The 26,975-nt window shown below is 39.0% G+C and carries 22 protein-coding genes and 1 riboswitch; of the genes, 19 read left to right on the top strand and 3 right to left on the bottom strand.

From position 1 onward, the window contains the following. Positions 1 to 68: 68 nt before the first annotated feature. The 6 genes from M1G01_RS04620 to M1G01_RS04595 all read left to right on the top strand — a co-directional run bounded on the left by M1G01_RS04620 (position 69) and on the right by M1G01_RS04595 (position 11,418). On the top strand, positions 69 to 1,061 hold the full coding sequence (locus M1G01_RS04620) for an ABC transporter ATP-binding protein (protein ID WP_070569110.1): 993 nt from the start codon (positions 69 to 71) through the stop codon (positions 1,059 to 1,061). Position 1,062: 1 nt separating this feature from the next. Next, on the top strand, positions 1,063 to 1,881 hold the full coding sequence (locus tag M1G01_RS04615; RefSeq protein WP_000240154.1) for an ABC transporter permease: 819 nt from the start codon (positions 1,063 to 1,065) through the stop codon (positions 1,879 to 1,881). 1 nt (position 1,882) lies between these two features. Continuing rightward, on the top strand, positions 1,883 to 2,668 hold the full coding sequence (locus M1G01_RS04610) for an ABC transporter permease (protein WP_070696900.1): 786 nt from the start codon (positions 1,883 to 1,885) through the stop codon (positions 2,666 to 2,668). 430 nt (positions 2,669 to 3,098) lie between these two features. Further along, complete coding sequence (locus M1G01_RS04605; protein WP_247931273.1) at positions 3,099 to 9,587, top strand: S8 family peptidase; 6,489 nt, start codon at positions 3,099 to 3,101, stop codon at positions 9,585 to 9,587. A gap of 417 nt (positions 9,588 to 10,004) precedes the next feature. Continuing rightward, entirely contained in the window at positions 10,005 to 10,874 is an 870-nt protein-coding gene (locus M1G01_RS04600) for a DUF6287 domain-containing protein (protein WP_001034385.1), read from the top strand. Positions 10,875 to 11,100: 226 nt separating this feature from the next. Beyond that, positions 11,101 to 11,418, top strand: coding sequence for a LiaF transmembrane domain-containing protein (locus tag M1G01_RS04595; RefSeq protein WP_000734665.1), 318 nt, complete (start codon positions 11,101 to 11,103; stop codon positions 11,416 to 11,418). A 29-nt stretch (positions 11,419 to 11,447) separates the two neighbouring features. Here M1G01_RS04595 and M1G01_RS04590 read toward each other — a convergent pair whose 3' ends face one another. Further along, positions 11,448 to 13,247: an N-acetylmuramoyl-L-alanine amidase gene (locus M1G01_RS04590; protein ID WP_247931272.1), complete on the bottom strand. Its 1,800-nt coding sequence runs from the start codon at positions 13,245 to 13,247 to the stop codon at positions 11,448 to 11,450. Positions 13,248 to 13,291: 44 nt separating this feature from the next. Further along, on the bottom strand, positions 13,292 to 14,200 hold the full coding sequence (locus tag M1G01_RS04585; RefSeq protein WP_001222578.1) for a LysR family transcriptional regulator: 909 nt from the start codon (positions 14,198 to 14,200) through the stop codon (positions 13,292 to 13,294). Between the two features lie 102 nt (positions 14,201 to 14,302). On the opposite strand from M1G01_RS04585, the gene M1G01_RS04580 reads away from it, so the two are divergent. The 3 genes from M1G01_RS04580 to M1G01_RS04570 all read left to right on the top strand — a co-directional run bounded on the left by M1G01_RS04580 (position 14,303) and on the right by M1G01_RS04570 (position 15,233). Then, on the top strand, positions 14,303 to 14,536 hold the full coding sequence (locus tag M1G01_RS04580) for a YqgQ family protein (protein WP_000646473.1): 234 nt from the start codon (positions 14,303 to 14,305) through the stop codon (positions 14,534 to 14,536). Beyond that, positions 14,533 to 14,913 (top strand): rhodanese-like domain-containing protein, encoded by a 381-nt coding sequence (locus M1G01_RS04575; protein WP_061588331.1) that lies wholly within the window; start codon positions 14,533 to 14,535, stop codon positions 14,911 to 14,913. The genes M1G01_RS04580 and M1G01_RS04575 overlap by 4 nt, the downstream gene beginning before the upstream one ends. An 86-nt stretch (positions 14,914 to 14,999) precedes the next feature. Then, on the top strand, positions 15,000 to 15,233 hold the full coding sequence (locus tag M1G01_RS04570) for a hypothetical protein (protein ID WP_049489831.1): 234 nt from the start codon (positions 15,000 to 15,002) through the stop codon (positions 15,231 to 15,233). Positions 15,234 to 15,273: 40 nt separating this feature from the next. Here M1G01_RS04570 and M1G01_RS04565 read toward each other — a convergent pair whose 3' ends face one another. Further along, complete coding sequence (locus M1G01_RS04565) at positions 15,274 to 15,999, bottom strand: 16S rRNA pseudouridine(516) synthase (protein ID WP_049489832.1); 726 nt, start codon at positions 15,997 to 15,999, stop codon at positions 15,274 to 15,276. A gap of 158 nt (positions 16,000 to 16,157) precedes the next feature. Here M1G01_RS04565 and typA point away from each other — a divergent pair, with 158 nt between their 5' ends. From typA to thiM, 10 genes are all read left to right on the top strand, one after another. Then, on the top strand, positions 16,158 to 17,999 hold the full coding sequence (gene typA, locus M1G01_RS04560) for a translational GTPase TypA (protein WP_247931271.1): 1,842 nt from the start codon (positions 16,158 to 16,160) through the stop codon (positions 17,997 to 17,999). A gap of 19 nt (positions 18,000 to 18,018) precedes the next feature. Further along, on the top strand, positions 18,019 to 18,273 hold the full coding sequence (locus M1G01_RS04555) for a DUF3165 family protein (protein WP_000262661.1): 255 nt from the start codon (positions 18,019 to 18,021) through the stop codon (positions 18,271 to 18,273). 117 nt (positions 18,274 to 18,390) lie between these two features. After that, the gene (gene murD / locus M1G01_RS04550; RefSeq protein WP_247931270.1) at positions 18,391 to 19,743 is read left to right on the top strand and encodes a UDP-N-acetylmuramoyl-L-alanine--D-glutamate ligase; all 1,353 of its coding nucleotides are present in this window, start codon (positions 18,391 to 18,393) and stop codon (positions 19,741 to 19,743) included. Between the two features lies 1 nt (position 19,744). Then, on the top strand, positions 19,745 to 20,803 hold the full coding sequence (locus M1G01_RS04545) for a UDP-N-acetylglucosamine--N-acetylmuramyl-(pentapeptide) pyrophosphoryl-undecaprenol N-acetylglucosamine transferase (protein ID WP_084857107.1): 1,059 nt from the start codon (positions 19,745 to 19,747) through the stop codon (positions 20,801 to 20,803). Between the two features lie 9 nt (positions 20,804 to 20,812). Then, positions 20,813 to 21,967 carry a cell division protein FtsQ/DivIB gene (locus M1G01_RS04540; protein ID WP_049504704.1) on the top strand — a complete coding sequence of 385 codons (1,155 nt, stop codon included), beginning with the start codon at positions 20,813 to 20,815 and terminating at the stop codon, positions 21,965 to 21,967. Between the two features lie 229 nt (positions 21,968 to 22,196). After that, positions 22,197 to 22,898 carry an orotidine-5'-phosphate decarboxylase gene (pyrF, locus tag M1G01_RS04535; RefSeq protein ID WP_247931269.1) on the top strand — a complete coding sequence of 234 codons (702 nt, stop codon included), beginning with the start codon at positions 22,197 to 22,199 and terminating at the stop codon, positions 22,896 to 22,898. A gap of 33 nt (positions 22,899 to 22,931) precedes the next feature. Further along, positions 22,932 to 23,564: an orotate phosphoribosyltransferase gene (pyrE, locus tag M1G01_RS04530; RefSeq protein WP_247931268.1), complete on the top strand. Its 633-nt coding sequence runs from the start codon at positions 22,932 to 22,934 to the stop codon at positions 23,562 to 23,564. Between the two features lie 243 nt (positions 23,565 to 23,807). After that, positions 23,808 to 24,944 (top strand): L-lactate oxidase, encoded by a 1,137-nt coding sequence (gene lctO / locus M1G01_RS04525; RefSeq protein ID WP_247931267.1) that lies wholly within the window; start codon positions 23,808 to 23,810, stop codon positions 24,942 to 24,944. Positions 24,945 to 25,092: 148 nt separating this feature from the next. Further along, positions 25,093 to 25,181, top strand: a riboswitch (TPP riboswitch). A 215-nt stretch (positions 25,182 to 25,396) separates the two neighbouring features. After that, positions 25,397 to 26,065 carry a TenA family protein gene (locus M1G01_RS04520; protein WP_084872716.1) on the top strand — a complete coding sequence of 223 codons (669 nt, stop codon included), beginning with the start codon at positions 25,397 to 25,399 and terminating at the stop codon, positions 26,063 to 26,065. Positions 26,066 to 26,192: 127 nt separating this feature from the next. Further along, a complete protein-coding gene (gene thiM, locus M1G01_RS04515) occupies positions 26,193 to 26,975 on the top strand; it encodes a hydroxyethylthiazole kinase (protein WP_247931266.1) in 783 nt (260 codons plus the stop codon).

Raw genomic sequence — 26,975 nt, 5'->3', positions numbered from 1 at the left:
AAAGTAAGGATTTAGATATTTGTAGTCAAAAATACAATGTTGCTATTCCTTGCGATAGGGAGAGATTTATGGCAATGATAGAAGTGGAACATCTTCAGAAAAATTTTGTGAAGACAGTGAAGGAGCCGGGGTTAAAGGGAGCTTTGCGCTCCTTTATTCATCCTGAAAAGCAGACCTTTGAAGCGGTCAAGGATTTGACCTTTGAGGTTCCCAAGGGGCAGATTTTAGGCTTTATCGGGGCCAATGGTGCTGGGAAGTCGACAACCATCAAAATGCTGACAGGAATTTTAAAACCGACATCTGGTTTTTGTCGGATTAACGGCAAGATTCCACAGGACAATCGTCAAGACTATGTCAAGGATATCGGGGTTGTCTTTGGACAACGCACCCAGCTATGGTGGGATTTGGCACTGCAAGAGACCTATACGGTCTTGAAAGAGATATACGATGTGCCAGACTCGCTCTTTCATAAACGCATGGATTTTTTGAATGAAGTCTTGGATTTGAAGGAATTTATCAAGGATCCCGTGCGAACTCTTTCACTGGGGCAACGGATGAGGGCGGACATTGCGGCTTCCTTGCTTCACAATCCCAAGGTTCTCTTTTTAGATGAGCCGACCATTGGTTTGGATGTTTCGGTCAAGGACAATATTCGTCGGGCAATTACTCAGATCAATCAAGAGGAAGAAACAACCATTCTCTTGACCACTCACGACCTGAGCGACATTGAGCAACTCTGTGATCGAATTTTTATGATTGATAAGGGGCAAGAGATTTTTGATGGAACGGTTAGCCAGCTCAAGGAAACCTTTGGCAAGATGAAGACTCTTTCCTTTGAACTGCTACCAGGGCAAAGTCATCTTGTCTCTCACTATGAAGGCTCTTCGGATATGACCATTGATAGACAAGGAAACAGCCTCAATATTGAATTCGACAGTTCCCGCTACCAGTCGGCTGATATTATCAAGCAAACCCTGTCTGATTTTGAAATCCGCGATTTGAAGATGGTGGATACGGATATTGAGGATATTATCCGTCGCTTCTATCGAAAGGAGCTCTAAGATGGTCAAATTGTGGAGACGTTATAAACCCTTTATCAATGCAGGGATTCAGGAGTTGATTACCTATCGAGTCAACTTTCTACTTTATCGGATTGGGGATGTTATGGGAGCTTTTGTTGCTTTCTATCTCTGGAAGGCTGTCTTTGATTCCTCGCAAGAATCTTTGATTCAGGGCTTTAGTATGGCAGACATCACCCTATACATCATCATGAGCTTTGTGACTAATCTTTTGACTAGGTCGGACAGCTCCTTTATGATCGGGGAGGAGGTCAAGGATGGTTCCATTATCATGCGCTTGTTGCGACCAGTGCATTTTGCGGCCTCTTATCTCTTTACGGAGCTTGGTTCCAAGTGGTTGATTTTTATCTCTGTTGGACTGCCATTTTTAAGTGTCATTGTCTTGATGAAAATCTTATCAGGACAAGGAATTGTAGAATTGCTGGGCTTAACCATCCTTTATCTTTTTAGCTTAACTCTAGCCTACCTAATCAACTTTTTCTTTAATATCTGCTTTGGATTTTCAGCCTTTGTCTTTAAAAATCTATGGGGTTCCAATCTACTCAAGACTTCTATAGTGGCCTTTATGTCTGGAAGTCTGATTCCCTTGGCTTTCTTTCCAAAGATTGTTTCTGATATTTTGTCCTTCTTGCCTTTTTCATCTTTGATTTATACTCCAGTTATGATCATTGTTGGGAAATACGATGCCAGTCAGATTCTTCAAGCACTCTTGCTACAGTTCTTCTGGCTCATAGTGATGGTGGGCTTGTCTCAGTTGATATGGAAACGAGTCCAGTCCTTTATCACTATTCAAGGAGGTTAGTATGAAAAAATATCAACGCATGCATTTGATTTTTATCAGACAATACATCAAGCAAATCATGGAATACAAGGTCGATTTTGTGGTGGGCGTGTTAGGAGTTTTTCTGACTCAAGGCCTGAACCTCTTGTTTCTCAATGTGCTCTTTCAACACATTCCTTCCTTAGAAGGCTGGACTTTTCAAGAAATCGCCTTTATCTATGGATTTTCCTTAATTCCCAAGGGACTAGATCATCTCTTTTTTGACAATCTCTGGGCTCTGGGGCAACGTTTGGTGCGAAAAGGAGAGTTTGACAAGTACCTGACGCGTCCTATCAATCCTCTTTTTCACATCTTGGTTGAGACCTTTCAGATTGATGCCTTGGGCGAACTATTGGTCGGTGGTATTTTGTTAGCGACCACAGTGTCTAGCATTGGTTGGACTCTTCCAAAATTCCTGATTTTTCTAGTCTGTATTCCTTTTGCGACCTTGATCTATACTTCCTTGAAAATCGCGACTGCCAGCATCGCTTTTTGGACCAAGCAGTCAGGTGCCATGATTTATATTTTCTATATGTTTAATGATTTTGCCAAGTACCCGATTTCCATTTACAATTCGCTCCTTCGTTGGTTGATTAGCTTTATCGTACCTTTCGCCTTTACAGCCTACTATCCTGCCAGCTATTTCTTGCAGGATAAAGACGGGCTCTTTAACATTGGTGGGTTGATTTTGATTTCCCTTGTTTTCTTTGTTATTTCTTTAAAACTCTGGGACAGGGGCTTGGACGCTTACGAAAGTGCGGGTTCGTAAGATATAAAATAGGATGAGATTTAAACATTAAATATGTTACAAACAACCGTTGAAAATTATAGCGGTTGTTTTTGCATGTTTATTAAGGCATATATTCTATCCATACCCCTTTTTGCGATTTTGGTAATTATTCCAGTTGATTGCTACTATTTTTGATGGGAGGAATGAGTTTATATTGTACCCAGTTAACTATAATATTTATTGACTAACCTATTTGTTAACATGGATTAAAAAAAAAATTAACCTGGGTTAATTTTTCTTGACTTAAATTTTTTTAATTGATATACTATTTTTCAGAGAGCTAACAATTATATATAAATGTACTACTCTATCCCACTAGATAATACGTCATAAAACTTTTTATAACAAAGGCTAGCAAAGTTAAAGTTTTCTATCTATTGGGTTTAAAATAAAAAATGAAGGAATTATAATGAAAAAAAGTACGGTATTGTCATTAACTACTGCTGCAGTTATTTTAGCAGCATATGCCCCCAATGAGGTAATTTTAGCAGATGCACCTAGTTCTGAAGATGCTTTAAGAATTTCTGATAAAGAAAAAGTAGTAGCAGATGCACCTAGTTCTGAAGATGCTTTAAAAATTTCTGGTAAAGAAAAAGTAGTAGCAGATAAAGAAACAGAAAACAATGAACAATCTGAAGATATTCATAATGTTATAGAAACTTCAAAGGATATTGAGGAGAAGAAGACAACAGTTATTGAGGAAAAAGAGGTTGTTAGTAGAAAGTCTGAGATAGACAAAAAAACTAGTAACGAAGGAGCAAGTATCAAAGAAGACTCCAAGCAACCCAAAGGAGATGATGCGGACTCATTTGTAAATAAAGATACAGAAAATCCGAAAAAAGAAGATAAACTTGTCTATATTGCTGAATTTAAAGATAAAGAATCTGGAGAAAAAGCAATCAAGGAACTATCCAATCTTAAGGATACAAAAGTTTTATATACCTATAATACGATTTTTAATGGCGCTGCCATTGAAACAACTCCAGATAATTTGGACAAAATTAAACAAATAGAAGGTGTTTCGTCGGTTGAACGATCACAAAAAGTCCAACCAATGATGAATCATGCCAGAAAGGAAATTGGAGTTGAGGAAGCTATTGATTACCTAAAGTCTATTAATGCTCCATTTGGGAAAAATTTTGATGGTAGAGGTATGGTCATTTCAAATATCGATACTGGAACAGATTATAGGCATAAGGCTATGAGAATCGATGATGATGCCAAAGACTCGATGAAATTTAAAAAAGATGACTTAAAAGGCACTGATAAAAATTATTGGTTGAGTGATAAAATCCCTCATGCGTTCAATTATTATAATGGTGGTAAAATCACTGTAGAAAAATATGATGATGGAAGGGATTATTTTGACCCACATGGGATGCATATTGCAGGGATTCTTGCTGGAAATGATACTGAAAAAGACATCAAGAACTTTAATGGCATAGATGGAATTGCGCCTAATGCACAAATTTTCTCTTATAAAATGTACTCTGACGCAGGATCTGGGTTTGCGGGTGATGAAACAATGTTTCATGCTATTGAAGATTCGATCAAACACAATGTCGATGTTGTTTCGGTATCATCTGGCTTTACGGGAACAGGTCTTGTAGGCGAGAAATATTGGGAGGCTATTAGAGCATTAAGAAAAGCTGGAATCCCAATGGTTGTTGCTACAGGTAATTTTGCGACTTCTGCTTCAAGTTCTTCATGGGATTTAGTGGCAAATAATAATCTGAAAATGACCGACACTGGAAATGTAACGCGAACTGCAGCACATGAAGATGCGATAGCGGTCGCTTCTGCTAAAAATCAGACAGTTGAATTTGATAAAGTTAACATTGGAGGACAAAGTTTTAAATACAGAAATATAGGAGCTTTTTTCGATAAAAATAAAATCCTAACCAATGAGGATGGGTCAAAAACTCCAAATAAATTAAAATTTGTATATATAGGCAAAGGTCAAGACCAGGATTTGATAGGCTTGGATCTTAAGGGCAAAATTGCAGTAATGGATAGAATTTATACCAAGGATTTAAAAGATGCTTTTAAAAGAGCTATGGATAAAGGCGCACGTGCCATTATGGTTGTAAATACTGTAAATTACTACAATAGAGATAATTGGACAGACCTTCCAGCTATGGGATATGAAGCGGATGAAGGGACTAAAAGTCAAGTATTTTCAATTTCAGGAGATGATGGTGTAAAATTATGGAACATGATTAACCCTGATAAAAAAACTGAAGTCAAAAGAAATAATAAGGAAGATTTTAAAGATAACTTAGAACAATACTATCCAATTGATATGGAAAGCTATAATTCTAATAAACCGAATGTAGGTGATGAAAAAGAAATTGACTTTAAATTTGCAGCTGACACAGACAAAGAACTTTATAAAGAAGATATTATAGTCCCAGCAGGGTCTACATCTTGGGGGCCAAGAACAGACTTGCTTTTAAAACCGGATGTTTCAGCACCTGGTAAAAATATTAAATCCACTCTAAATGTTATCAATGGTAAATCCACTTATGGTTATATGTCAGGAACTAGTATGGCAACTCCAATCGTAGCAGCTTCTACTGTTTTGATTCGACCAAAATTAAAGGAATTGCTTGAAAGACCTGTCTTGAAAAATCTTAAGGGAGATGACAAAATAGACCTTACAAGTCTTACAAAAATAGCCTTACAAAATACTGCAAGACCGATGATGGATGCAACCTCTTGGAAAGAAAAGAGTCAATACTTTGCATCACCTAGACAACAGGGAGCAGGTCTAATTAATGTTGCCAACGCTTTGAGAAATGAAGTTGTAGCAACTTTCAAAAATACAGATTCTAAAGGTTTGGTAAATTCATATGGTTCCATTTCTCTTAAAGAAATAAAAGGTGATAAAAAATACTTTACAATTAAGCTTCACAATACCTCAAACAGACCTTTAACCTTTAAAGTTTCTGCATCAACTGTAACTACAGATGCTCTAACTGATAGGCTAAAACTCGATGAAACATATAAAGATGAAAAATCTCCGGACGGGAAGCAAATTGTTCCAGAAATTCACCCAGAAAAAGTCAAAGGAGCAAATATCACATTTGAGCATGACACTTTCACTATAGGTCCAAATTCCAGCTTTGATTTAAATGCGGTTATAAATGTTGGGGAAGCAAAAAATAAAAATAAATTTGTAGAATCATTTATTCATTTTGAGTCAGTGGAAGAAATGGAAGCTCTAAACTCCAACGGGAAGAAAAGAAACTTCCAACCTTCTTTATCGATGCCTCTAATGGGATTTGCTGGGAATTGGAACCACGAACCAATCCTTGATAAATGGGCCTGGGAAGAAGGATCAAAATCAAAAGCAATGGAAGGTTATGATGATGATGGTAAACCAAAAATTCCAGGTACCTTAAATAAGGGGATTGGTGGAGAACATGGTATAGATAAATTTAATCCAGCAGGAGTTATCCAAAATAGAAAAGATAAAAATACAACATCCCTAGATCAAAATCCAGAATTATTTGCTTTCAATAACGAAGGAATCAACGCACCTTCATCAAGTGGCTCTAATATTGCTAAAATCTATCCTTTAGATTCAAATGGAAATCCTCAAGATGCTCAACTTGAGAGAGGATTAACGCCTTCTCCACTTGTATTAAGAAGTGCAGAAGAAGGGGTGATTTCAATAGTAAATACAAATAAAGAAGGAGAAAATCAAAAAGACTTAAAAGTCATTTCGAGAGAACACTTTATTAAAGGAATTTTAAACTCTAAAAGAAATGATGCAAAAGGAATCAAATCATCTAAACTAAAAGTTTGGGGTGACTTGAAATGGGATGGACTCATTTATAACCCTAGAGGTAGAGAAGAAAATGCCCCAGAAAGTAATGACAAAAAAGATCCTGCTACTAAGATACGAGGACAATTTGAACCGATTGCGGAAGGCCAATATTTCTATAAATTTAAATATAGATTAACCAAGGATTACCCATGGCAGGTTTCCTATATTCCTGTAAAAATTGATAACACACCTCCAAAGATTGTTTCAATTGATTTTTCAAACCCTGAAAAAATTAAGTTAATTACAAAGGATACTTATCACAAGGTCAAAGAGCAATACAAGAATGAAACGTTATTTGCGAGAGATCAAAAAGAACATCCTGAAAAATTTGACGAGATTGCCAACGAAGTTTGGTATGCTGGGGCCGCTCTTGTTAATGAAGATGGAGAGGTTGAGAAAAATCTTGAAGTCACTTATGCAGGTGAGGGTCAAGGAAGAAATAGGAAACTTGACAAAGACGGAAATACCATTTATGAAATTAAAGGTGCAGGAGATTTAAGAGGCAAAATCATTGAAGTGATTGCATTAGACGGTTCTAGCAATTTCACAAAGATTCATAGAATTAAATTTGCTGATCATGCTGATGAAAAGGGGATGATTTCCTATTATCTAGTAGATCCTGATCAAGATTCATCTAAATACCAAAAGCTTGGCGAGATTCCCGAATCTAAATTTAAAAATTTAGAAAATAGAAAAGAGGATAGTCTTAAAAAAGATACAACGGAAGTAGAACATCATCAAGAAAATGAAGAGGCTACCGAAGAAAAATCTAGCTTGACTATTCATAAAACTATTTCAACAATTAGAGATTTTGAAAGTAAAGACTTAAAGAAACTCATTAAAAAGAAATTCAGAGAAGTTGATGACTTTACAAGTGAAACTGGTAAGAGAATAGAGGAATACGATTATAAATACGATGATAAGGGAAATATCATTGCATATGACGATGGTAGTGCCTTAGAATATGAAACTGAAAAACTTGATGAAATCAAATCAAAAATTTATGGCATTCTAAACCCGTCTAAAGATGGACACTTTGAAATTCTTGGAAAGATCAGTAATGTTTCTAAAAATGCCAAGGTATATTATGGCAATAATTATAAATCGATAGAAATCAAAACGACCAAGTATGATTCCCACTCAAAAACGATGACATTTGATTTATACGCTAATATTAATGATATTGTGGATGGATTAGCTTTTGCAGGAGATATGAGGTTTTTTGTCAAAGATGATGGTCAGATAAAAGCTGAAACTAAAATTAGAATGCCTGAAAAAAATAAGGAAACTAAAGCAGAATATCCGTATGCATCAAGTTATGGGAATGTAATAGAATTAGGAGAAGGAGATCTCTCAAAAAACAAACCAAACAATTTAACGGACATGGAATCTGGTAAAATCTATGCTGATTCAGAAAAACAACAATATCTGTTAAAGGATAATATCATTCTGAGAAAAGGCTATGCACTAAAAGTGACTACCTATAATCCTGGAAAAACGGATATGTTAGAAGGGAATGGAGTTTATAGCCAGGAAGATATAGCAAAAATCCAAAAGGCCAATCCTAATCTAAGAGTCTTATCAGAAACAACAATTTATGCTGATAGTAGAAATGTTGAAGATGGAAGAAGTACTCAATCAGTATTAATGTCGGCTTTGGACGGCTTTAACATTGTAAGATATCAAGTGTTTACATTTAAAATGAATGATAAAGGGGAGGCAATCGATAAAGATGGCAATCTTGTAACAGATCCTTCTAAACTGGTATTATTTGGTAAGGATGGTAAAGAGTACACAGGAGAGGATAAGTCCAATGTAGAAGCTATTAAAGAAGATGGCTCTACGTTATTTATTGATGCAAAACCAGTAAACCTCTCAATGGACAAGAACTACTTTAATCCATCTAAATCTAATAAAATTTATGTACGAAATCCAGAATTTTATTTAAGAGGTAAGATTTCTGATAAGGGTGGTTTTAACTGGGAGTTGAGAGTTAATGAATCGGTTGTAGATAATTATTTAATCTATGGAGATTTACACATTGATAACACTAGAGATTTTAACATTAAGCTTAATGTTAAAGACGGTGACATCATGGACTGGGGAATGAAAGACTATAAAGCAAACGGATTTCCAGATAAGGTAACAGATATGGATGGAAATGTTTATCTTCAAACTGGCTATAGCGATTTGAATGCGAAAGCGGTTGGAGTACACTATCAATTTTTATATGATAATGTAAAACCAGAAGTAAACATTGATCCTAAGGGAAATACAAGTATCGAATATGCTAACGGAAAATCTGTAGTCTTTAACATCAATGATAAAAGAAATAATGGATTCGATGGTGAGATTCAAGAACAACATATTTATGTAAATGGAAAAGAATACAAATCATTTGATGATATTAAACAACTAACAGATAAGACACTAAACATTAAGATTGTTGTAAAAGATTTCGCAAGAAATACAACCGTAAAAGAATTCATTTTAAACAAAGATACGGGAGAGGTAAGTGAACTAAAACCTCATAGGGTAACTGTAACCATTCAAAATGGAAAAGAAATGAGTTCAACGATAGTGTCGGAAGAAGATTTTATGTTACCTGTCTATAAGGGTGAATTAGAAAAAGGATACCAATTTGATGGTTGGGAAATTTCTGGTTTCGAAGGGAAAAAAGACGCCGGCTATGTTCTTAATCTATCAAAAGATACCTTTATAAAACCTGTATTCAAGAAAATAGAGGAGAAAAAGGAGGAGGAAAATAAACCTACTTTTGATGTATCGAAAAAGAAAGAAAAAACACAATCTGATTCAACTAATGATGTCAACAGTATTGTTTCTGATGAAAATGATAAAAACTTTGAAATTGACAAGAACGTTTATCTAAATGAACAAGGGAACTTAACTAATAAAAATACTAACATCAATAGTAAATCAACTAGTAACAATCCTAATCAGTTGCCAAAAACCGGAACAGCAAGCGGAGCCCAGACACTATTAGCTGCCGGAATCATGTTTATAGTAGGAGCTTTTCTTGGATTGAAGAGAAAAAATAAAGATTAAGACAAAAGCTATAGAAAAAATGCTTTAAGTACTGAGATTAGATAGTGAGGTGATGACATAGTTTTGTGAAAATATTGATTTATAAATATATTATTTAGATTTCTATGAAAATAGGAGATTTTAAAGAGATATATGTAAAAGCCTTGTCACAGGACAGGCTTTTTCTAATGGAGATGGGTTCTGTTTAAAATCCATTTCTTTGGCTTATAAAAATATAAATACAAACGGTTGTTTATATTTTGTGGTATAATGTATTGTAATAAATACTTGTTTTGATACCAATCTAGAGATATTTTGATAGTTATTTATTCTAGAAATTTTTGCTTGGATTTTTTTTTAAAAGTCATAAAAGTTCATGGATAGTAACGAATGAAGTATCGTAAGCTTGCCTGAATATCAATCAAAAAGGAGAAAATTATGAATAAGAAAGAACGGGAAAAACAATTTGAAGAGATCAATGGACCTAAGCGGTCTGAATCAAAGTCGGCTCCGAATAAAAATATAAAAATCTATATTGGCATAGCACTCTCTGTTTTAGTCACTCTCATCTTGGTAAGTATTTTCTCATATCTTCTGATTGGAAAGAAAGAGTCAAATCAAACATCGTCTGCTGTTTCAACTACAGAGTCAACAAGTAAATCGTCTACAAGCCAAGGAAAAACAGATGAGACTGATAAGGATAAACAAGAGGAAATTCAAAAACTCAAGGATCAACTGACTGCTTTAGATACCAAAATTACGGAAGCAGAAGCACTTGTTAGCAAGTTGAAGAAAGAAACTGCTGTTCCAAAACTAGATATTGAAGCAATCAAGAACAATGATTTGTCTAGTTTAGAAGGTACTTGGCGTAGTCAATCTGGTAATGAATACATTATTAATGATTCTGGAGAGGTACGTGCGACTTGGTTTACAAATGATCAAAAGTACGAATCTGTAGTTGGATTAAAGGTATCAAAAGGTCAAGATAGTCGTAACCCTGAGACAGCGTCTATTAGTGCATGGGTAAAAGATTCTGTTGCTGGAGGATTCGTAGTAGTAGCTGTGCCAAGTGGAGTTGTTATGCAACCTGCTGATGACGGAAAGATTACGGATAAAAGCAATCATGCTGAGGAAAGACTACTTTCAGGACAAGATTATGGGTCTATGTTAATGAAACCAGAAAATGTTTATTATCGTGTGAAACCAGATACCAGTAAACTTGAGGAAGCAGAAAAGAACTTAGCTCAACTGCAAGCTGATCGTGAAGCAATCAAATCTTCTCTAGAGTCAAAGGAAAAGAAAAACTAGATGGTATTCGTTCAAAAATACTGTTGCAATCGGCAGAATCAAGAAGCCCATTAGGGCTTCTTTTTCTTTTGTTACAAATACTCAACCACTTAGACAGAGATATTGACCAGATAGGCAAAAGGGCTTGTTCTTGAAAAATTCCTCTGCTATAATGATTCATGTAAGGGACGTGAGGGGTCAGTATCAGACAACTCAAGAACCAAAAAAAGAAAATGGAGACAAAAAAATGAAAAAATTATTGGGACTTGTATTTTTAGTAGCAGCAGCGCTAGTATTGTATTTCGGATCTGTTGGATGGCCAAGTTTGGATGTCAACCTCTGGTCACTGATTCCAGTTGGCTTATTCCTCTATTTCACTCTAGAAAATCTTTTGAAAAAAGACTATAAGGCTAGTCTGATGTGCTTAATTATTGCTTTTATCATTGCAAATGCTATTTTTGATCTCTTGCCCATTTCAAGTGGTTTGGTGATTGGTGCCGGTGTGCTAGCTTGTGTAGGACTTGGCTACCTCTTTCCTGATAAGGATAAAAAAGAAGATAAATAAAAAAGTCTCGAGATTTCTCGAGACTTTTTTTACGGACCAGCGTAATATTTTTGAATCCCTTTTACGATGCCTGCGACCAGTTTATCTTGGTAGTGGCTATCTCTAATTTGTTGGTTTTCGGAGAAATTATCCATATAACCAAGTTCTAGGAGAACGGCTGGTTTGGCTGTTTCGCGTAGTACGGCATAGCTGCTCTCCAACAGACCAGCGTCTTTGGCCCCTGTTTCTGCTAGGAGAGAGGAGTGGATGGCAGTGGCGAGGCGTTTGCTTTCACTCATACGATCTGGGTGATTGTGCCAGTATTTATTAATCTTACTTGGATAATCAGGTTCATCGCTATAGGAGTAGGTTTGAATACCGCTCGCTTTTGAGTAGGTATTACCAGTAGCGTTGAAGTGAATACTGATAAAAATATCCGAGTTGGTTTTATTAACCATACGAGAACGTTCGGTAACAAAATCAACGTCAATATCACTATCACGAGAAGTGAGGACCTTGTAACCTAGTTCTTCCAACTTACTACGAAGCTTACGGTAAATCTGCATGTTGAGATCTTTTTCAGCTACATTGTAGTAAAAGGCACCTGAATCTCGACCACCATGCCCAGGATCTAGGAAAATGGTATTGCTGTATTGGCCTTTTACAAATCCACCTTCAGTTGAAACTTCAGAAATCCATTGGCCGTATTTTTGGAACAGGTGTTCCTTACCGTCTATCTTGTAAGTTCCTGAAACATAATGTCCATTATCATCTAGGTAGTAGCGTGCTTTGTCAGAGTTATCGTAAATCCATTCGCTCTTTGCCATGTAACCACCTGACTTGAGGTAGTATGCTCCAATCCACTCCTGATTTGCATAACGACCATTCGCTTTTAGATAGAACCAGCTCTTATAAGTCTTGTCGAAGATCCACTCTTTTTCCGCCATGGCCCCACTGGCTTTTAGGAAGTAGCTTCCTTGCCATTTGTCTGCTAGCATTCCACCATCATGAGCAAAAGAGTACCAGGAACCCTGAATCTTTTGCCAGTTTTCTTGGACATATCTCCCTGACCCGTTCGCATAGAACCAAGTATCCTTGATTTTGACCCAGTTGTTTTCTGCCATAGCTCCACTCTGGTTGAAGAGGTAGCCCTTGAAGGTTGTCGCACTCAGCATTCCACCGTCTTTGTCAAAGTAATACCAAGAACCGTTGATTTTCTCCCATTTATCCTGTGAGATTTTTCCAGAAGGAGCGACATAATACCAAATTTGGTCTAATTTAGTCCAGCCCTTTTCTGCCATAGCTCCGCTTTTTGTGAGAAGATAGCCGTCAACGGCGGTGTTGCTGAGCATACTTCCAATTTGGTCAAAATAGTACCAGGAGCCGTTAATTTTTTTCCAGGTGTTCTGAGCTAGTCGTCCAGAAGGATCAGCATAGTACCATTGATTGTCCAGTTTGGTCCAGCTATTTTCTATCATGACACCATCTTGGTCAAAGGCATAGCCTTTGTAGATAGTAGAATGAAGACGATTACCATCTTGATCGAAGTAGTACCATTTGCCTTGAATTTGTTTCCAGTTCAAAGCAGGTTTATCATCTTGGTAAAAACGCCAGTGATGATTTTCTTGGTGCCATCCTTCTTTTTTGGGCTTGTCTTCTTGCACATCTACTTTCGGAAGAACTTCTGATTTAGAGTTTTCCTCAACACTCGACTCTTTCTTTTCTTCTTTGGCAATTGCTTCCTTGACAGCAGATGTGGATTGAGTTGTGTTTTCTTCTCCTAAGACGGATGCGGGTGCTAATCCTGCGATTGAAAGGATTAAAGCACTGGTCAGTAGTATCTTTTTCACTTTTTATTTCCTAACTTTTTCTTTTTCCCTTTTTCATTTTTCTATTAATTATCGAATTGAACTTCTTCTAGTAAGTATTCGATAAAGCGTTCGCCCATCTTAGACAGGCTGGTTTTTTCATGCTGGATATAGACCAGCTCAATGGGATCGTCTATGTCCAGTGGAATGGAAACGATATTATCTCCGTTGAGGTTGCTGTTCAAAATCCCTGTTGCAATGGTGTAACCATCCAAACCAATCAAAAGGTTAAAGAGGGTGGCACGGTCACTGACTACAATGGATTTCTTGTGGTGCTCTTGTGAAAGAATCTCCTCTGAAAAGTAAAAGGAGTTGTGCGTCCCCTGATCGTAACTGAGGTAAGGAAAATCTTCCAAATCAGCCAGTTTGACCTTGTCTTTTTTAGCTAGAGGGTTGGTCTTGCTGACAAAGATATGGGGTTGGGCTGTGAATAGGTGGTGCGCTAGCAGGTGATTGTCATCGAGCATTTTCGTTAAAACATCGCGGTTGTAGCTGTTTAAAAAGAGGACACCGACCTCGCTACGGAAGTTCTTGACGTCATCGATAATCTCCCAAGTCCGAGTTTCACGAAGGAAGAGCTCGTATTTTTCCATATCACTTTTCTTGAGCAAAGAGACAAAGGCATTGACTACAAAGGCATAGTGCTGAGAGGAAACGCTGAAAAGTTCGCGGTGAGCGATAGGATTTTTATAGCGCTCCTCCAGAAGCTGGGTCTGCTCGACAACCTGACGAGCGTAGGAGAGAAACTCCATACCATCGCGAGTCAAGGTAATACCCTTGGGATTGCGGATAAAGATTTCAATACCCATTTCATTTTCCAAGTCTCGAACGGCATTAGAGAGACTGGGTTGGGTGATAAAGAGTTGCTTGGCTGCCTCATTCATAGAGCCAGTTTCGACGATTTTGATAATATAGTGTAGTTGTTGAATTCTCATGTTTTTATTGTACCATACTTGCGGAAGAATGGGCAATGAAGACGAAGAAAATAGGGGGAAAGAGCTGGTCTAGTATTGAAAAAAAGTCTAAAATCTGTTAGAATGAAAGCTATGAAAACATTCTATGATGTGCAGCAATTTCTCAAACAGTTTGGCATTATTGTTTACATGGGGAAGCGCTTGTATGATATTGAACTGATGAAGCTCGAACTCTCTCGGATCTACGATGCAGGTCTGATGGACAAGCTAGACTATCTAGAGGCGGAAGCTGTTCTTCGTAGAGAGCACAAGATAGAATTAGACTATATTGAGAAAAATGGAGATAAGAACTTATGACAATTTGGATTGTTTGGGGAATCGTTCTAGCGATGGCGGCATGGATGGGGTATAACTACCTTCGTATTCGTCGTGCGGCTAAGATAGTGGATAATGCAGAATTTGAAGCCTTGATTCGGAAAGGGCAATTGATTGATGTCCGTGAACCAGCAGAATTTCACAGAAAACATATCCTCGGAGCTCGCAATATTCCTTCAAATCAGTTGAAGTCAAGCCTTGCAGCCCTTCGCAAGGATAAACCTGTCCTTCTCTACGAAAACCAACGTGGACAACGAGTGACCAATGCAGCACTTTATTTGAAAAAACAAGGTTTCTCTGAGATTTATATTCTTTCTTATGGACTAGATTCTTGGAAAGGGAAAGTGAAGACGAGTTAACATTCTATTAAAATCTGTCGAATGATAGATAAAGCTTGCATTTTATGGTATCATCATTTATATTAAATTTAAGGAGATTTTGTAATATGAATTCACAACAAAAGAAAAAACCTTCACTTATTTTAGGTATCTTATCTATCGTCCTTGGTTTGCTATCTCCAATAGTAGGTCTAATTTTGGGAATCATAGGATTGGTCTTGGCTTTTTCATACCAAAAAGAATCTGGACTGGACTATAAAACAGAAAAAATTCTCAACATCGTAGGACTTGTAGTTTCTGTTCTTAACTGGATTGCAGCCATCGCAATATTTTTTAGATAAGCAAAAAAGAAAAAAGCTTTAAATTTAAAGCTTTTTTCTTTTATCCACTTTTCTCTAAATAGTTTTTAATGATTTCCAATTCCTCTGGATTCAAGGGGCGGAATTGCCCTTTTGCTAGTTCTGGGTCTAATGTAAAGTCACCGAATTGGACGCGTTTTAGGGCAGTCACCTTGACACCAACTGAGAGGAACATTTTTTTAACTTGATGAAATTTTCCTTCTGAGATGGTAATAGAGGCATGGCTCTCTGTTGGGCTTATGTCTAGAATTTCTAGCTGAGCAGGTTTACAAGTGGTCCCATCTAAAAAGACAATCCCATCTTTGAATTTTTGGATATGGTCTGACGTGAGCGGTCCGTTGACTTCCACTTGATAAGATTTATCAACATGGTACTGGGGATGAAGGAGTTGAAAACCAAGAGGTCCATTGTCTGTCAAAAGGAGCAGTCCCGTCGTATCGCGGTCTAGTCTGCCGATAGCATAGAGCTGGTCAGACTGGATGTCAGGTGGAAGGAGGTCCATGACGGTTGGAAGTTTCTTATCCTTGCTAGCTGTAACGACTCCGTTAGGTTTATGAAGCATGAGATAATTATGCTCATAGCCTTGGATTTGTCGTCCTTGAAAGACTAATTTCTGTAATCCAGTGTCGACATTTTGAGCGAGTGAGCTGGCTGGACAATCATCTACTAGGATTTCTTTTTTTAATAAAGCCTGTTTCATAGCCTTGCGACTGACCTTTTCTTGGGCTAATAATCTATCTAAACGCATACCAGCTTATCTTATCATAAGTCTCTGACTTTGAAAAGAGTTGCCTTGACTAGAAAAGCAGAGTGAAAACATTTACACTTAGCTGAACTGTGATTTTTGAATGAGACTGTGGTATAATTGTTCAGTTAGAAATAAAAATTTAAATATTAGAGGAAATCATGACAAAATTAAGAGAAGATATCCGTAACATTGCGATTATCGCCCACGTTGACCACGGGAAAACAACCCTCGTTGACGAATTGTTGAAACAATCAGAAACGCTTGATGCACGTACTGAATTGGCAGAGCGCGCTATGGACTCAAACGATATCGAAAAAGAGCGTGGAATTACAATTCTTGCCAAAAATACTGCTGTAGCATACAATGGCACACGCATCAACATCATGGACACACCAGGACACGCGGACTTTGGTGGAGAAGTGGAGCGTATCATGAAAATGGTTGATGGTGTTGTCTTGGTCGTAGATGCCTACGAAGGAACAATGCCACAGACTCGTTTCGTATTGAAAAAAGCCTTGGAACAAGACCTTGTCCCAATCGTGGTTGTTAACAAAATCGACAAACCATCAGCTCGTCCAGCAGAAGTAGTAGACGAAGTATTGGAGCTCTTCATTGAGCTTGGTGCAGACGATGACCAGCTTGATTTCCCAGTGGTGTATGCTTCAGCTATCAACGGGACTTCTTCATTGTCAGATGATCCAGCTGATCAAGAAAAAACAATGGCGCCAATCTTTGATACCATTATCGACCATATCCCTGCTCCAGTGGACAACTCAGATGAACCTTTGCAGTTCCAAGTCTCACTTTTGGACTACAATGACTTCGTAGGTCGTATCGGTATCGGTCGTGTCTTCCGTGGTAGTGTGAAAGTTGGGGACCAAGTTACCCTTTCTAAACTAGATGGTACAACGAAGAACTTCCGTGTTACAAAACTCTTCGGTTTCTTTGGCTTGGAACGTCGTGAAATCCAAGAAGCTAAAGCAGGTGACTTGATTGCCGTTTCAGGTATGGAAGATATCTTTGTCGGTGAAACCATCACTCCGACAGACGCTGTTGAAGCTCTTCCAATCCTACACATCGATGAGCCAACTCTTCAAATGACTTTCTTGGTCAACAACTCACCATTTGCTGGTAAAGAAGGTAAATGGGTGACTTCTCGTAAGGTGGAAGAACGCTTGCAGGCAGAATTGCAAACAGATGTTTCCCTTCGTGTTGACCCAACGGACTCGCCAGACAAATGGACTGTTTCAGGTCGTGGAGAATTGCACTTGTCAATCCTGATTGAAACCATGCGCCGTGAGGGCTATGAGCTTCAAGTGTCTCGTCCAGAGGTTATCGTAAAAGAGATTGATGGTATCAAATGTGAGCCATTTGAGCGCGTACAAATCGATACTCCAGAAGAATACCAAGGTTCTGTTATCCAAAGCCTTTCTGAACGTAAGGGTGAAATGTTGGATATGATTTCAACTGGTAATGGTCAAACTCGTTTGGTCTTCCTGGTTCCAGCGCGTGGTTTGATCGGTTACTCAACTGAGTTCTTGTCAATGACTCGTGGTTACGGTATCATGAACCATACCTTCGACCAATACTTACCATTGATTCCAGGGGAAATTGGTGGACGTCACCGTGGTGCCCTTGTTTCCATCGACGCTGGTAAGGCTACAACTTACTCTATCATGTCTATCGAAGAACGTGGTACAATCTTTGTCAACCCAGGTACTGAGGTTTACGAAGGAATGATTATTGGTGAAAACTCTCGTGAAAACGACTTGACAGTTAACATCACTAAGGCCAAACAAATGACCAACGTCCGTTCAGCTACTAAGGACCAAACAGCGGTTATCAAGACACCTCGTATCTTGACCCTTGAAGAATCACTTGAGTTCTTGAACGACGACGAGTACATGGAAGTAACGCCTGAGTCTATCCGTTTGCGTAAGCAAATCCTTAACAAGGCAGAGCGTGAGAAAGCCAATAAAAAGAAAAAATCAGCTGAATAAGAGCTAGAAAGAGATAAAGATGGTCTATTTAATCATAGGGATACTCTTATTACTACTCTATGTATTTGCGACACCTCAAAGTATCAAAGGAACAGTCAACATCGTTATCTTGGTCTTTGTAGTTGTTGCTCTCTTGATTTTGCTGATGTTGTCCATCTTGCAAATCTTCCAATTACCGACAGAATTCTTTGTCACAATCGCCATGCTGGCTCTAGCCTACTTTAGTTTGAGAGACATTACGCTCATGCCTGTAAAAAAGAGCAGAAGAAGATAAATAGAAAGAGAGCTACGGCTCTCTTTTTCTATGGTAGAATGAGGACTAGAGCATTTTCGTTTAGTATTATTTCCATAAAAATGGTAAAATAGTAGGAGTAGAAATGGAGTTTGAGACATGAAAGTAATCGATCAATTTAAAAATAAGAAAGTACTTGTTTTGGGTTTGGCTAAGTCTGGTGAGTCTGCGGCCCGTTTGTTGGACAAGCTGGGTGCCATTGTGACAGTAAATGACGGCAAGCCTTTTGAAGAAAATCCTGCTGCTCAAAGCTTGCTAGAAGAGGGAATCAAGGTTGTCACTGGTGGGCATCCTTTGGAATTATTGGATGAAGATTTCGCTCTGATGGTGAAAAATCCAGGTATCCCGTATAGCAATCCCATGATTGAAAAGGCATTGGCAAAGGGGATTCCAGTCCTGACTGAGGTGGAATTGGCTTATTTGATTTCGGAAGCGCCAATTATCGGTATCACTGGTTCAAATGGGAAAACAACCACAACGACGATGATTGGGGAAGTTTTAACTGCTGCTGGTCAACATGGTCTTTTGTCAGGGAACATCGGCTATCCTGCTAGTCAAGTGGCTCAAACTGCGACAGCCAAGGACACGCTCGTCATGGAACTTTCTTCTTTCCAACTAATGGGTGTCCAAGAATTCCATCCTGAGATTGCGGTTATTACCAACCTCATGCCCACTCATATCGACTATCATGGTTCTTTTGAAGAGTATGTGGCAGCTAAGTGGAATATCCAGAACAAGATGACAGCGGATGATTTCCTTGTATTGAACTTTAACCAAGATTTGGCAAAAGAATTGGCTACTAAAACACAAGCCACTGTTGTTCCATTTTCAACAAAGGAAAAGGTTGATGGAGCTTATCTGGAAGATGGTCAACTCTGCTTCCGTGGCGAAGTGGTCATGGCAGCTAGTGAAATCGGTGTTCCAGGTAGCCACAATGTAGAAAATGCCCTTGCGACCATTGCTGTAGCCAAGCTCCGTGGTGTGGATAATCAAACCATCAAGGAAACTCTTTCAGCCTTTGGTGGTGTCAAGCACCGTCTTCAGTTTGTGGATGAAATCAAGGGGGTCAAATTCTATAACGATAGCAAGTCAACCAATATCTTGGCTACTCAAAAAGCCTTGTCAGGATTTGACAATAGTAAGGTTATCTTAATCGCAGGTGGTTTGGACCGCGGCAATGAGTTTGACGAATTGGTGCCAGATATTACTGGGCTCAAGAAGATGGTTATCCTCGGTCAATCTGCAGAACGTGTCAAACGGGCAGCAGAGAAGGCTGGTGTGACTTATGTAGATGCGACAGATATTGCTGATGCAACCCGCAAGGCTTATGAGCTCGCGACTCAAGGAGACGTGGTTCTTCTCAGCCCTGCCAATGCTAGCTGGGATATGTATGCTAACTTTGAAGTACGTGGCGACCTCTTTATCGACACAGTAGCGGAGTTAAAGGAATAATATGAAAAAAATTGTCTTTACAGGTGGGGGGACGGTTGGACATGTCACCCTCAACCTTTTGTTAATGCCCAAGTTCATCGAAGACGGCTGGGAAGTTCACTATATTGGTGATAAACACGGAATCGAACACCAAGAAATCCTCAAGTCAGGTTTGAATGTGACCTTCCATTCCATTGCGACTGGGAAGTTGCGTCGCTATTTCTCTTGGCAAAATATGTTGGATGTCTTCAAAGTTGGTTGGGGAATTGTCCAATCGCTCTTTATCATGTTACGACTGCGTCCACAGGCTCTTTTTTCAAAGGGTGGCTTTGTCTCTGTACCACCGGTTATCGCAGCGCGAGTGTCAGGAGTGCCAGTCTTTATTCATGAATCGGACCTTTCTATGGGCTTGGCCAATAAAATTGCCTATAAATTTGCGACTAAGATGTATTCGACATTTGAGCAGGCTGCTGGTCTCGCAAAAGTCGAGCATGTGGGAGCAGTGACCAAGGTTTCAGACCAAAACACCCCAGAACCAGATGAATTGGTGGATATCCAAACCCACTTTGATCCTAAATTGCCAACGGTATTGTTTGTTGGTGGTTCTGCAGGAGCTCGTGTTTTTAACCAATTAGTGACAGATCATAAGCAAGAACTGACAGAGCGCTACAATATTATCAATCTCACTGGAGATTCAAGCCTCAATGAGTTGAGTCAAAATCTCTTTCGTGTTGATTATGTGACGGACCTCTATCAACCCTTGATGGAAATGGCAGATGTAGTAGTGACGCGTGGTGGTGCCAATACGATTTTCGAACTCTTGGCCATGGCGAAACTCCATCTCATCGTACCATTGGGTCGTGAAGCAAGTCGAGGAGACCAGATTGAAAATGCTGCCTATTTTGTTAAGAAAGGCTACGCAGAAGAACTTCAAGAAAGTGACTTGACCTTGGAAAGCTTGGAGGCGAAACTCAGTCACTTGCTTAGTCACAAGGATCAATACCAAGCTAGCATGAAAGCTTCGACTGAATTGAAATCTCTTGCAGATTTTTACGATCTACTAAGAAAAGACCTAGCATAAGGAATATCAATGTCAAAGGATAAGAAAAAAGAATCAAACCAGAAGCAAGAATTGTCTGAATGGCAGAAACGAAACCAGGAATACCTGAAGAAGAAGGCTGAGGAAGAAGCTGCCCTTGCTGAAGAGAAGGAAAAGGAAAAACAAGCTCGTAAGGAAGCCAACTCGAAACTATTGGAGGAATCCAAGAAATCATCGAGTGAGTCAGATGAGGAAGCCTCAAGTCCAAGCAAGGAACTATCCGAAAAAGAAGAAAAATCTCAAAAGGATGACCGGAAAGTCAAAGAGGGAAAAGAGAAGAAGAAAAAAGAAAAACCAGAGAAACCAGCCAAACCTAAAATTGCGCCTGTTCATATTTGGCGAGCTGTGAGTATCTTGGTACCCAGTGTCCTGGTCCTCCTTCTTTCAGTCTATCTATTGACTCCACTTTCGACCATCAAAAATATCGAGGTTAAGGGGAATAGTAACACCCAGGCGGATGACATCAAACAGGCTTCTGGGATTCAAGATAGTGACTATACTTTAGCTCTATTGTTGGATAAGGAAACATACGCTGAGCGAATCAAGTCCAATCATTGGATAGAATCAGCGAAGATTAACTATCAATTTCCGACTAACTTTACGATTGAGGTTAAGGAATTTGATATTGTTGGTTATTATGTGTCTGGTGAAGAGTATTATCCAATTCTTTCTAGTGGTACAGTAGAGTCAACTCCTGTTGATCGCTTAAACTTGCCTGAGACTTATCTGACAGTTACCTTTAACGATGAGCAGCAGGTGAAAAAGCTGATAACAGGATTGTCTACCATCAGTGAGGATATCAAGAGTCAAATCCAGAAAATCGAATTAGCGCCGAGCAAGGCAACAGCAGATCTTTTAAAAATTACCATGCTGGATACAGATGAGATTTTGGTTCCCCTATCAGAATTGAGCAAGAAATTGCCTTATTACAGCAAAATCAAGCCACAATTGTCTGAACCGAGTGTAGTCGATATGGAGGCTGGAGCATACAGCTATACCATAGCGGATAAGCTGATAGAAGAAGCAGAAGAAAAAGCCAAGCAAGAGGCTAAGGAAGCTGAGAAGAAAAAACAGGAAGAAGAAAAGAAAAAACAAGAAGAACAGGGAAATCAAAGTCAAACGAGCCAGCAGTCACAGAGTCGTTAGACTAACTTTTTCTCTTGATTTTTGAATGGTATAGAAGTCCAGTTTCAAGTTTTTGCTTGACAAGTCCTACTATAAATAATAGAATAGAAAAAAACCTTTAAAGCAGTCCAGAGAGGCAGCTAAGGTTAGACGGTGAAAGGGTGGACTCTACCCATTTTTCGTGGAACCTTGCTGTTGGCAGGTTCCTTTTTTCATGCTCTCTAGCTTACAAAGGTAAAAGGAGAAAGGTATGCGTGAACATCGTCCAGTTATTGCTCTTGATCTTCCTAGTTTTGAGGCAGTCAAGGAATTTTTATCTCTTTTCCCAGCAGAAGAAAGTCTTTATCTAAAAGTAGGGATGGAGCTTTATTATGCGGAAGGTCCTGAAGTTGTCCGTTATTTGAAGTCACTGGGGCATAGTGTCTTTTTGGACCTCAAGCTACATGACATTCCAAATACAGTCAAATCTGCTATGAAGGTCTTATCTCAGCTTGGTGTAGACATGACCAATGTTCATGCTGCTGGTGGTGTAGAGATGATGAAGGCTGCGCGTGAAGGTCTTGGAAAAGAAGCAAAATTGATTGCTGTCACTCAATTGACTTCAACTTCTGAAGAACAAATGAGAGACTTTCAAAATATCCAAACCAGTCTTCAAGAATCGGTCATTCACTATGCCAAGAAGACAGCTGAAGCGGGCTTGGATGGTGTCGTTTGCTCAGCTCAGGAAGTCAAGCTTATCAAAGAAGCAACAAGCAAAGATTTTATCTGTTTGACACCGGGAATTCGTCCAGCGGGAGCTGCGGTAGGAGACCAAAAACGTGTCATGACGCCAGCGGACGCCTATCAAATCGGTAGTGACTATATCGTAGTGGGACGTCCTATTACCCAAGCTGAAGATCCTGTTACAACTTATCATGCTATCAAGGATGAATGGAACCAAGACAGAAATTAAAGAAATAGATTATAAAAACAAAAGGAGAATACTATGACACTTGCTAAAGATATCGCTAGCCACCTCTTGAAAATCCAAGCCGTTTATCTCAAACCAGAGGAGCCTTTTACTTGGGCATCTGGTATCAAATCGCCGATTTATACTGACAATCGTGTGACGCTTGCCTATCCAGAGACTCGTAGCTTGATTGAAAATGGTTTTGTGGAAGCAATTAAAGCAGAATTTCCAGAAGTAGAAGTGATTGCAGGAACTGCGACAGCAGGAATTCCACACGGAGCTATCATCGCTGACAAGATGAACTTGCCTTTTGCCTACATCCGCAGCAAACCAAAAGACCACGGAGCTGGTAATCAAATCGAAGGTCGCGTAGCTCAGGGGCAAAAGATGGTTGTTGTTGAAGACCTCATTTCAACTGGTGGGTCTGTTCTTGAAGCTGTAGCAGCTGCTAAACGCGAAGGAGCCGATGTGCTTGGAGTTGTAGCGATTTTCAGTTATCAATTGCCGAAAGCCGATAAGAATTTTGCGGATGCTGATGTGAAATTGGTGACACTATCTAACTATAGCGAGCTCATTCACCTAGCCCAAGAAGAAGGTTACATCACACCAGAAGGACTCGCTCTCCTAAAACGCTTTAAAGAAGACCAAGAAAATTGGCAAAACGCTTAAAAGTAGAAAATCAGGTAGTCACTAGGATTATCTGATTTTTTATATGTGGGCAATAAAACAAAGCTCCCTAAAGGTAAAGAAGAATATAGGATAATGGTAGAATGAGAGTCCTCTCTTTTTTGGGGGCATATTCAGATAATCAGTTTGAAATTTCCAGACAAAATTTTTGAAAGGATTCTGAAAAAGAGGTAAGATAGTTTATGTAAGAAAAAGTAAACGCTTACTTAATAAGGAGGACACTTTATGTCATATAAAACAAGCAATGCAGAAGGACCTGTAGATTTTATTAACACTTATGATTTGGAGCCAATGGCGCAACAAGTCATTCCTAAAGCTGCCTTTGGTTATATCGCTAGTGGAGCAGAAGATACTTTCACTTTACGCGAGAACATCCGTGCCTTTAACCACAAACTCATCGTTCCTCATACGCTTTGTGATGTTGAAAATCCAAGTACAGAGATTGAATTTGCAGGTGAAAAATTATCTTCACCAATTATTATGGCGCCTGTTGCGGCTCATAAATTGGCAAATGAACAGGGGGAAGTGGCTACTGCGCGTGGTGTGCATGAATTTGGTTCTCTTTATACAACCAGCTCTTACTCTACCGTTGACCTTCCAGAAATTACGGAAGCTCTTCAAGGGACACCTCATTGGTTCCAATTTTACTTTAGTAAGGATGACGGCATTAACCGCCATATCATGGACCGTGTGAAGGCTGAAGGCTACAAAGCGATTGTCTTGACGGCAGATGCAACTGTAGGGGGCAATCGTGAGGTTGATAAGCGCAATGGTTTTGTCTTCCCAGTTGGCATGCCGATTGTTGAGGAATACCTGCCAGAAGGTGCTGGAAAATCAATGGACTTTGTTTACAAGTCAGCCAAACAACGCTTGTCTCCACGCGATGTCGAATTTATCGCTGCATACTCAGGACTTCCTGTGTATGTGAAAGGGCCACAGTGTCGTGAGGACGTTGAACGTTCGCTTGCTGCAGGAGCTTCTGGTATCTGGGTAACCAACCACGGTGGTCGCCAAATCGACGGTGGACCAGCATCCTTTGACTCACTTCAGGAAGTGGCTGAAGCAGTTGATAAACGTGTGCCAATTGTCTTTGACTCTGGTGTTCGTCGTGGTCAGCACGTCTTTAAAGCCTTGGCTTCAGGAGCAGACTTGGTAGCTATTGGTCGCCCTGTGATTTATGGTTTGGCTCTTGGTGGCAGTGTGGGTGTGCGTCAAGTCTTTGAACACTTGAATGCAGAATTGAAGACAGTCATGCAGTTATCTGGAACTCAGACGATTGAAGATGTCAAACACTTCAAACTCCGTCATAACCCATACAATCCATCCTTCCCAGTTGACCCTCGTGACTTAAAATTGTATTGATAAAATAGCTTGCCTCCACTTGATGTGGAGGTTTTTCTTCGTCTATAGGAAGAATAAATCACCATTGAAATCTATATAAATATATTTTTCAGTCAAATATCTTGCTAGGGCTTTCATTTTTTGCTATACTGGTGCAGTAATTAAATAATAAAGACATTTGGGGTGCTTTAGGCTGAGATGATACCCATTGAACCTGATACAGTTAAGACTGGCGAAGGGAAATGTGAAACGTTTTTTCGTATGGCGAAATGAACGATCTAATCTTGTAAGCTAAACTCTAATTCTTGATTGTAATTGGAGTTTTTTTGTTTATATAAACTGGATGAAGGTGATACAAAGCATTTAGGTAGCTTTTCTTGAACGCCCTTGATTTTCTTTAAAAAGGTCAAGTAAAACTGGGATTTTCTTGATGTTTTGTTGATTACGAACGAGTAAAGAGAGGAAAAGTAAATATGGAAAGACAAGACTATGCATTTCAGCCAGGTTTGACTGTTGGAGAATTATTAAAAAGCAGTCAGAAGGATTGGCAGGCTGCAATCAATCATCGTTTTGTTAAGGAACTTTTTGCGGGGACAATTGAGAATAAGGTCTTAAAAGACTACCTAATTCAAGATTATCACTTCTTTGATGCCTTCTTATCCATGCTGGGTGCTTGCGTAGCCCACGCAGACCAGCTTGAATCCAAGCTTCGTTTTGCCAAGCAACTAGGCTTTCTTGAAGCAGATGAAGACGGTTATTTCCAAAAAGCTTTCAAAGATTTAAAAGTATCTGAGAATGACTATCTGGAAGTGACCTTGCATCCTGTAACAAAAGCCTTTCAGGAGCTTATGTATTCTGCTGTATCATCATCAGACTATGCCCATCTTTTAGTCATGCTGGTCATTGCAGAAGGTCTCTATTTAGACTGGGGTTCTAAAGATTTGGCTCTACCTGAAGCCTATATTCATTTGGAATGGATCAATCTCCACAGAGGTCCTTTCTTTGCAGAGTGGGTTCAATTTCTGGTTGACGAACTCAATCGTGTCGGAAAAGGTCGAGAAGATTTGACAGAACTTAAGCAACGCTGGAACCAAGCAGTCGCTTTAGAATTAGCCTTTTTTGATATTGGTTATGATGCTTAGGGAAAGTTCAGGATACTGACAAATTTGATGAGGTAAATCATTCAATGTAACTGAAAAATTTCTTAACGAAAGATAGAGATAAATCGAAATCAGTAGATCGTATAAAGTGAAAAGGAAGGATTTCAATATGACAAGTTTAAAATTATTAAAAGAAAAAGCACCATTAGTAATCTGTATCACCAATGATGTTGTAAAAAACTTTACAGCAAATGGATTAGTAGCACTGGGTGCCTCACCAGCTATGAGCGAGTACCCAGCAGACTTAGAAGATCTATTAAAATATGCTGGAGGATTATTGATTAACATTGGGACTTTAACGGATAATAATTGGAAGCTGTACCAAGAGGCACTAAAAATTGCTGAAAAATATAATGTTCCTGCAGTTTTAGATCCTGTAGCCTGTGGAGCAGGAGAATATAGAAAAAAAGTAGCAGATGATCTAATCAATAATTACAAACTGGCAGCGATTAGGGGAAATGCTGGCGAGATTGCCTCTTTAGTAGGAATAAATGTGGCATCTAAAGGAGTAGATAGTGCAGGCGTAGATAATATTGATGAAATTGCTCTAGCAGCAAATAAAAAGTTCAATATTCCAATAGTAGTAACAGGTGAAGTGGATGCCATTGCGGTTAATGGAGAAGTTGTAACGATTCATAATGGTAGTGCCATGATGCCAAAAGTTATTGGGACAGGATGCTTATTAGGTGCTGTAGTAGCAAGCTTTATCGGACTTGAAAAAGGTCAAGAATTGAAATCAATAGAAACAGCAATGTTGGTTTACAATATCGCTGGAGAAATGGCAGAAAAACGTCCAAATGGGCATCTTCCTGGAACATTTAAAGTTGAATTTATAAATGCCTTATACGAGATTACAGACGAAGATGTAAAGGAATTCAAAAGAGTGAAGTAA

It is taken from the genome of Streptococcus oralis, from assembly GCF_023110055.1.
Classification (GTDB): Bacteria; Bacillota; Bacilli; order Lactobacillales; family Streptococcaceae; genus Streptococcus; species Streptococcus oralis_BY.
The sequence above is the reverse complement of the archived record's forward strand: the minus strand, read 5'-3'. Positions and strand labels throughout refer to the sequence as shown.

Excerpts from the sequence above, each read along its gene's own strand:
- pyrF (WP_247931269.1), top strand. The coding sequence starts at position 22,197 with ATGCGTGAACATCGTCCAGTTATTGCTCTTGATCTTCCTAGTTTTGAG.
- M1G01_RS04565 (WP_049489832.1), bottom strand. The coding sequence starts at position 15,999 with ATGCGTTTAGATAGATTATTAGCCCAAGAAAAGGTCAGTCGCAAGGCT.
- M1G01_RS04620 (WP_070569110.1), top strand. The coding sequence starts at position 69 with ATGGCAATGATAGAAGTGGAACATCTTCAGAAAAATTTTGTGAAGACA.
- M1G01_RS04605 (WP_247931273.1), top strand. The coding sequence starts at position 3,099 with ATGAAAAAAAGTACGGTATTGTCATTAACTACTGCTGCAGTTATTTTA.
- M1G01_RS04600 (WP_001034385.1), top strand. The coding sequence starts at position 10,005 with ATGAATAAGAAAGAACGGGAAAAACAATTTGAAGAGATCAATGGACCT.
- M1G01_RS04540 (WP_049504704.1), top strand. The coding sequence starts at position 20,813 with ATGTCAAAGGATAAGAAAAAAGAATCAAACCAGAAGCAAGAATTGTCT.
- M1G01_RS04555 (WP_000262661.1), top strand. The coding sequence starts at position 18,019 with ATGGTCTATTTAATCATAGGGATACTCTTATTACTACTCTATGTATTT.
- M1G01_RS04595 (WP_000734665.1), top strand. The coding sequence starts at position 11,101 with ATGAAAAAATTATTGGGACTTGTATTTTTAGTAGCAGCAGCGCTAGTA.
- M1G01_RS04575 (WP_061588331.1), top strand. The coding sequence starts at position 14,533 with ATGACAATTTGGATTGTTTGGGGAATCGTTCTAGCGATGGCGGCATGG.
- lctO (WP_247931267.1), top strand. The coding sequence starts at position 23,808 with ATGTCATATAAAACAAGCAATGCAGAAGGACCTGTAGATTTTATTAAC.
- M1G01_RS04570 (WP_049489831.1), top strand. The coding sequence starts at position 15,000 with ATGAATTCACAACAAAAGAAAAAACCTTCACTTATTTTAGGTATCTTA.
- M1G01_RS04520 (WP_084872716.1), top strand. The coding sequence starts at position 25,397 with ATGGAAAGACAAGACTATGCATTTCAGCCAGGTTTGACTGTTGGAGAA.
- M1G01_RS04580 (WP_000646473.1), top strand. The coding sequence starts at position 14,303 with ATGAAAGCTATGAAAACATTCTATGATGTGCAGCAATTTCTCAAACAG.
- M1G01_RS04585 (WP_001222578.1), bottom strand. The coding sequence starts at position 14,200 with ATGAGAATTCAACAACTACACTATATTATCAAAATCGTCGAAACTGGC.
- pyrE (WP_247931268.1), top strand. The coding sequence starts at position 22,932 with ATGACACTTGCTAAAGATATCGCTAGCCACCTCTTGAAAATCCAAGCC.
- M1G01_RS04610 (WP_070696900.1), top strand. The coding sequence starts at position 1,883 with ATGAAAAAATATCAACGCATGCATTTGATTTTTATCAGACAATACATC.
- M1G01_RS04545 (WP_084857107.1), top strand. The coding sequence starts at position 19,745 with ATGAAAAAAATTGTCTTTACAGGTGGGGGGACGGTTGGACATGTCACC.
- M1G01_RS04615 (WP_000240154.1), top strand. The coding sequence starts at position 1,063 with ATGGTCAAATTGTGGAGACGTTATAAACCCTTTATCAATGCAGGGATT.
- thiM (WP_247931266.1), top strand. The coding sequence starts at position 26,193 with ATGACAAGTTTAAAATTATTAAAAGAAAAAGCACCATTAGTAATCTGT.
- typA (WP_247931271.1), top strand. The coding sequence starts at position 16,158 with ATGACAAAATTAAGAGAAGATATCCGTAACATTGCGATTATCGCCCAC.
- murD (WP_247931270.1), top strand. The coding sequence starts at position 18,391 with ATGAAAGTAATCGATCAATTTAAAAATAAGAAAGTACTTGTTTTGGGT.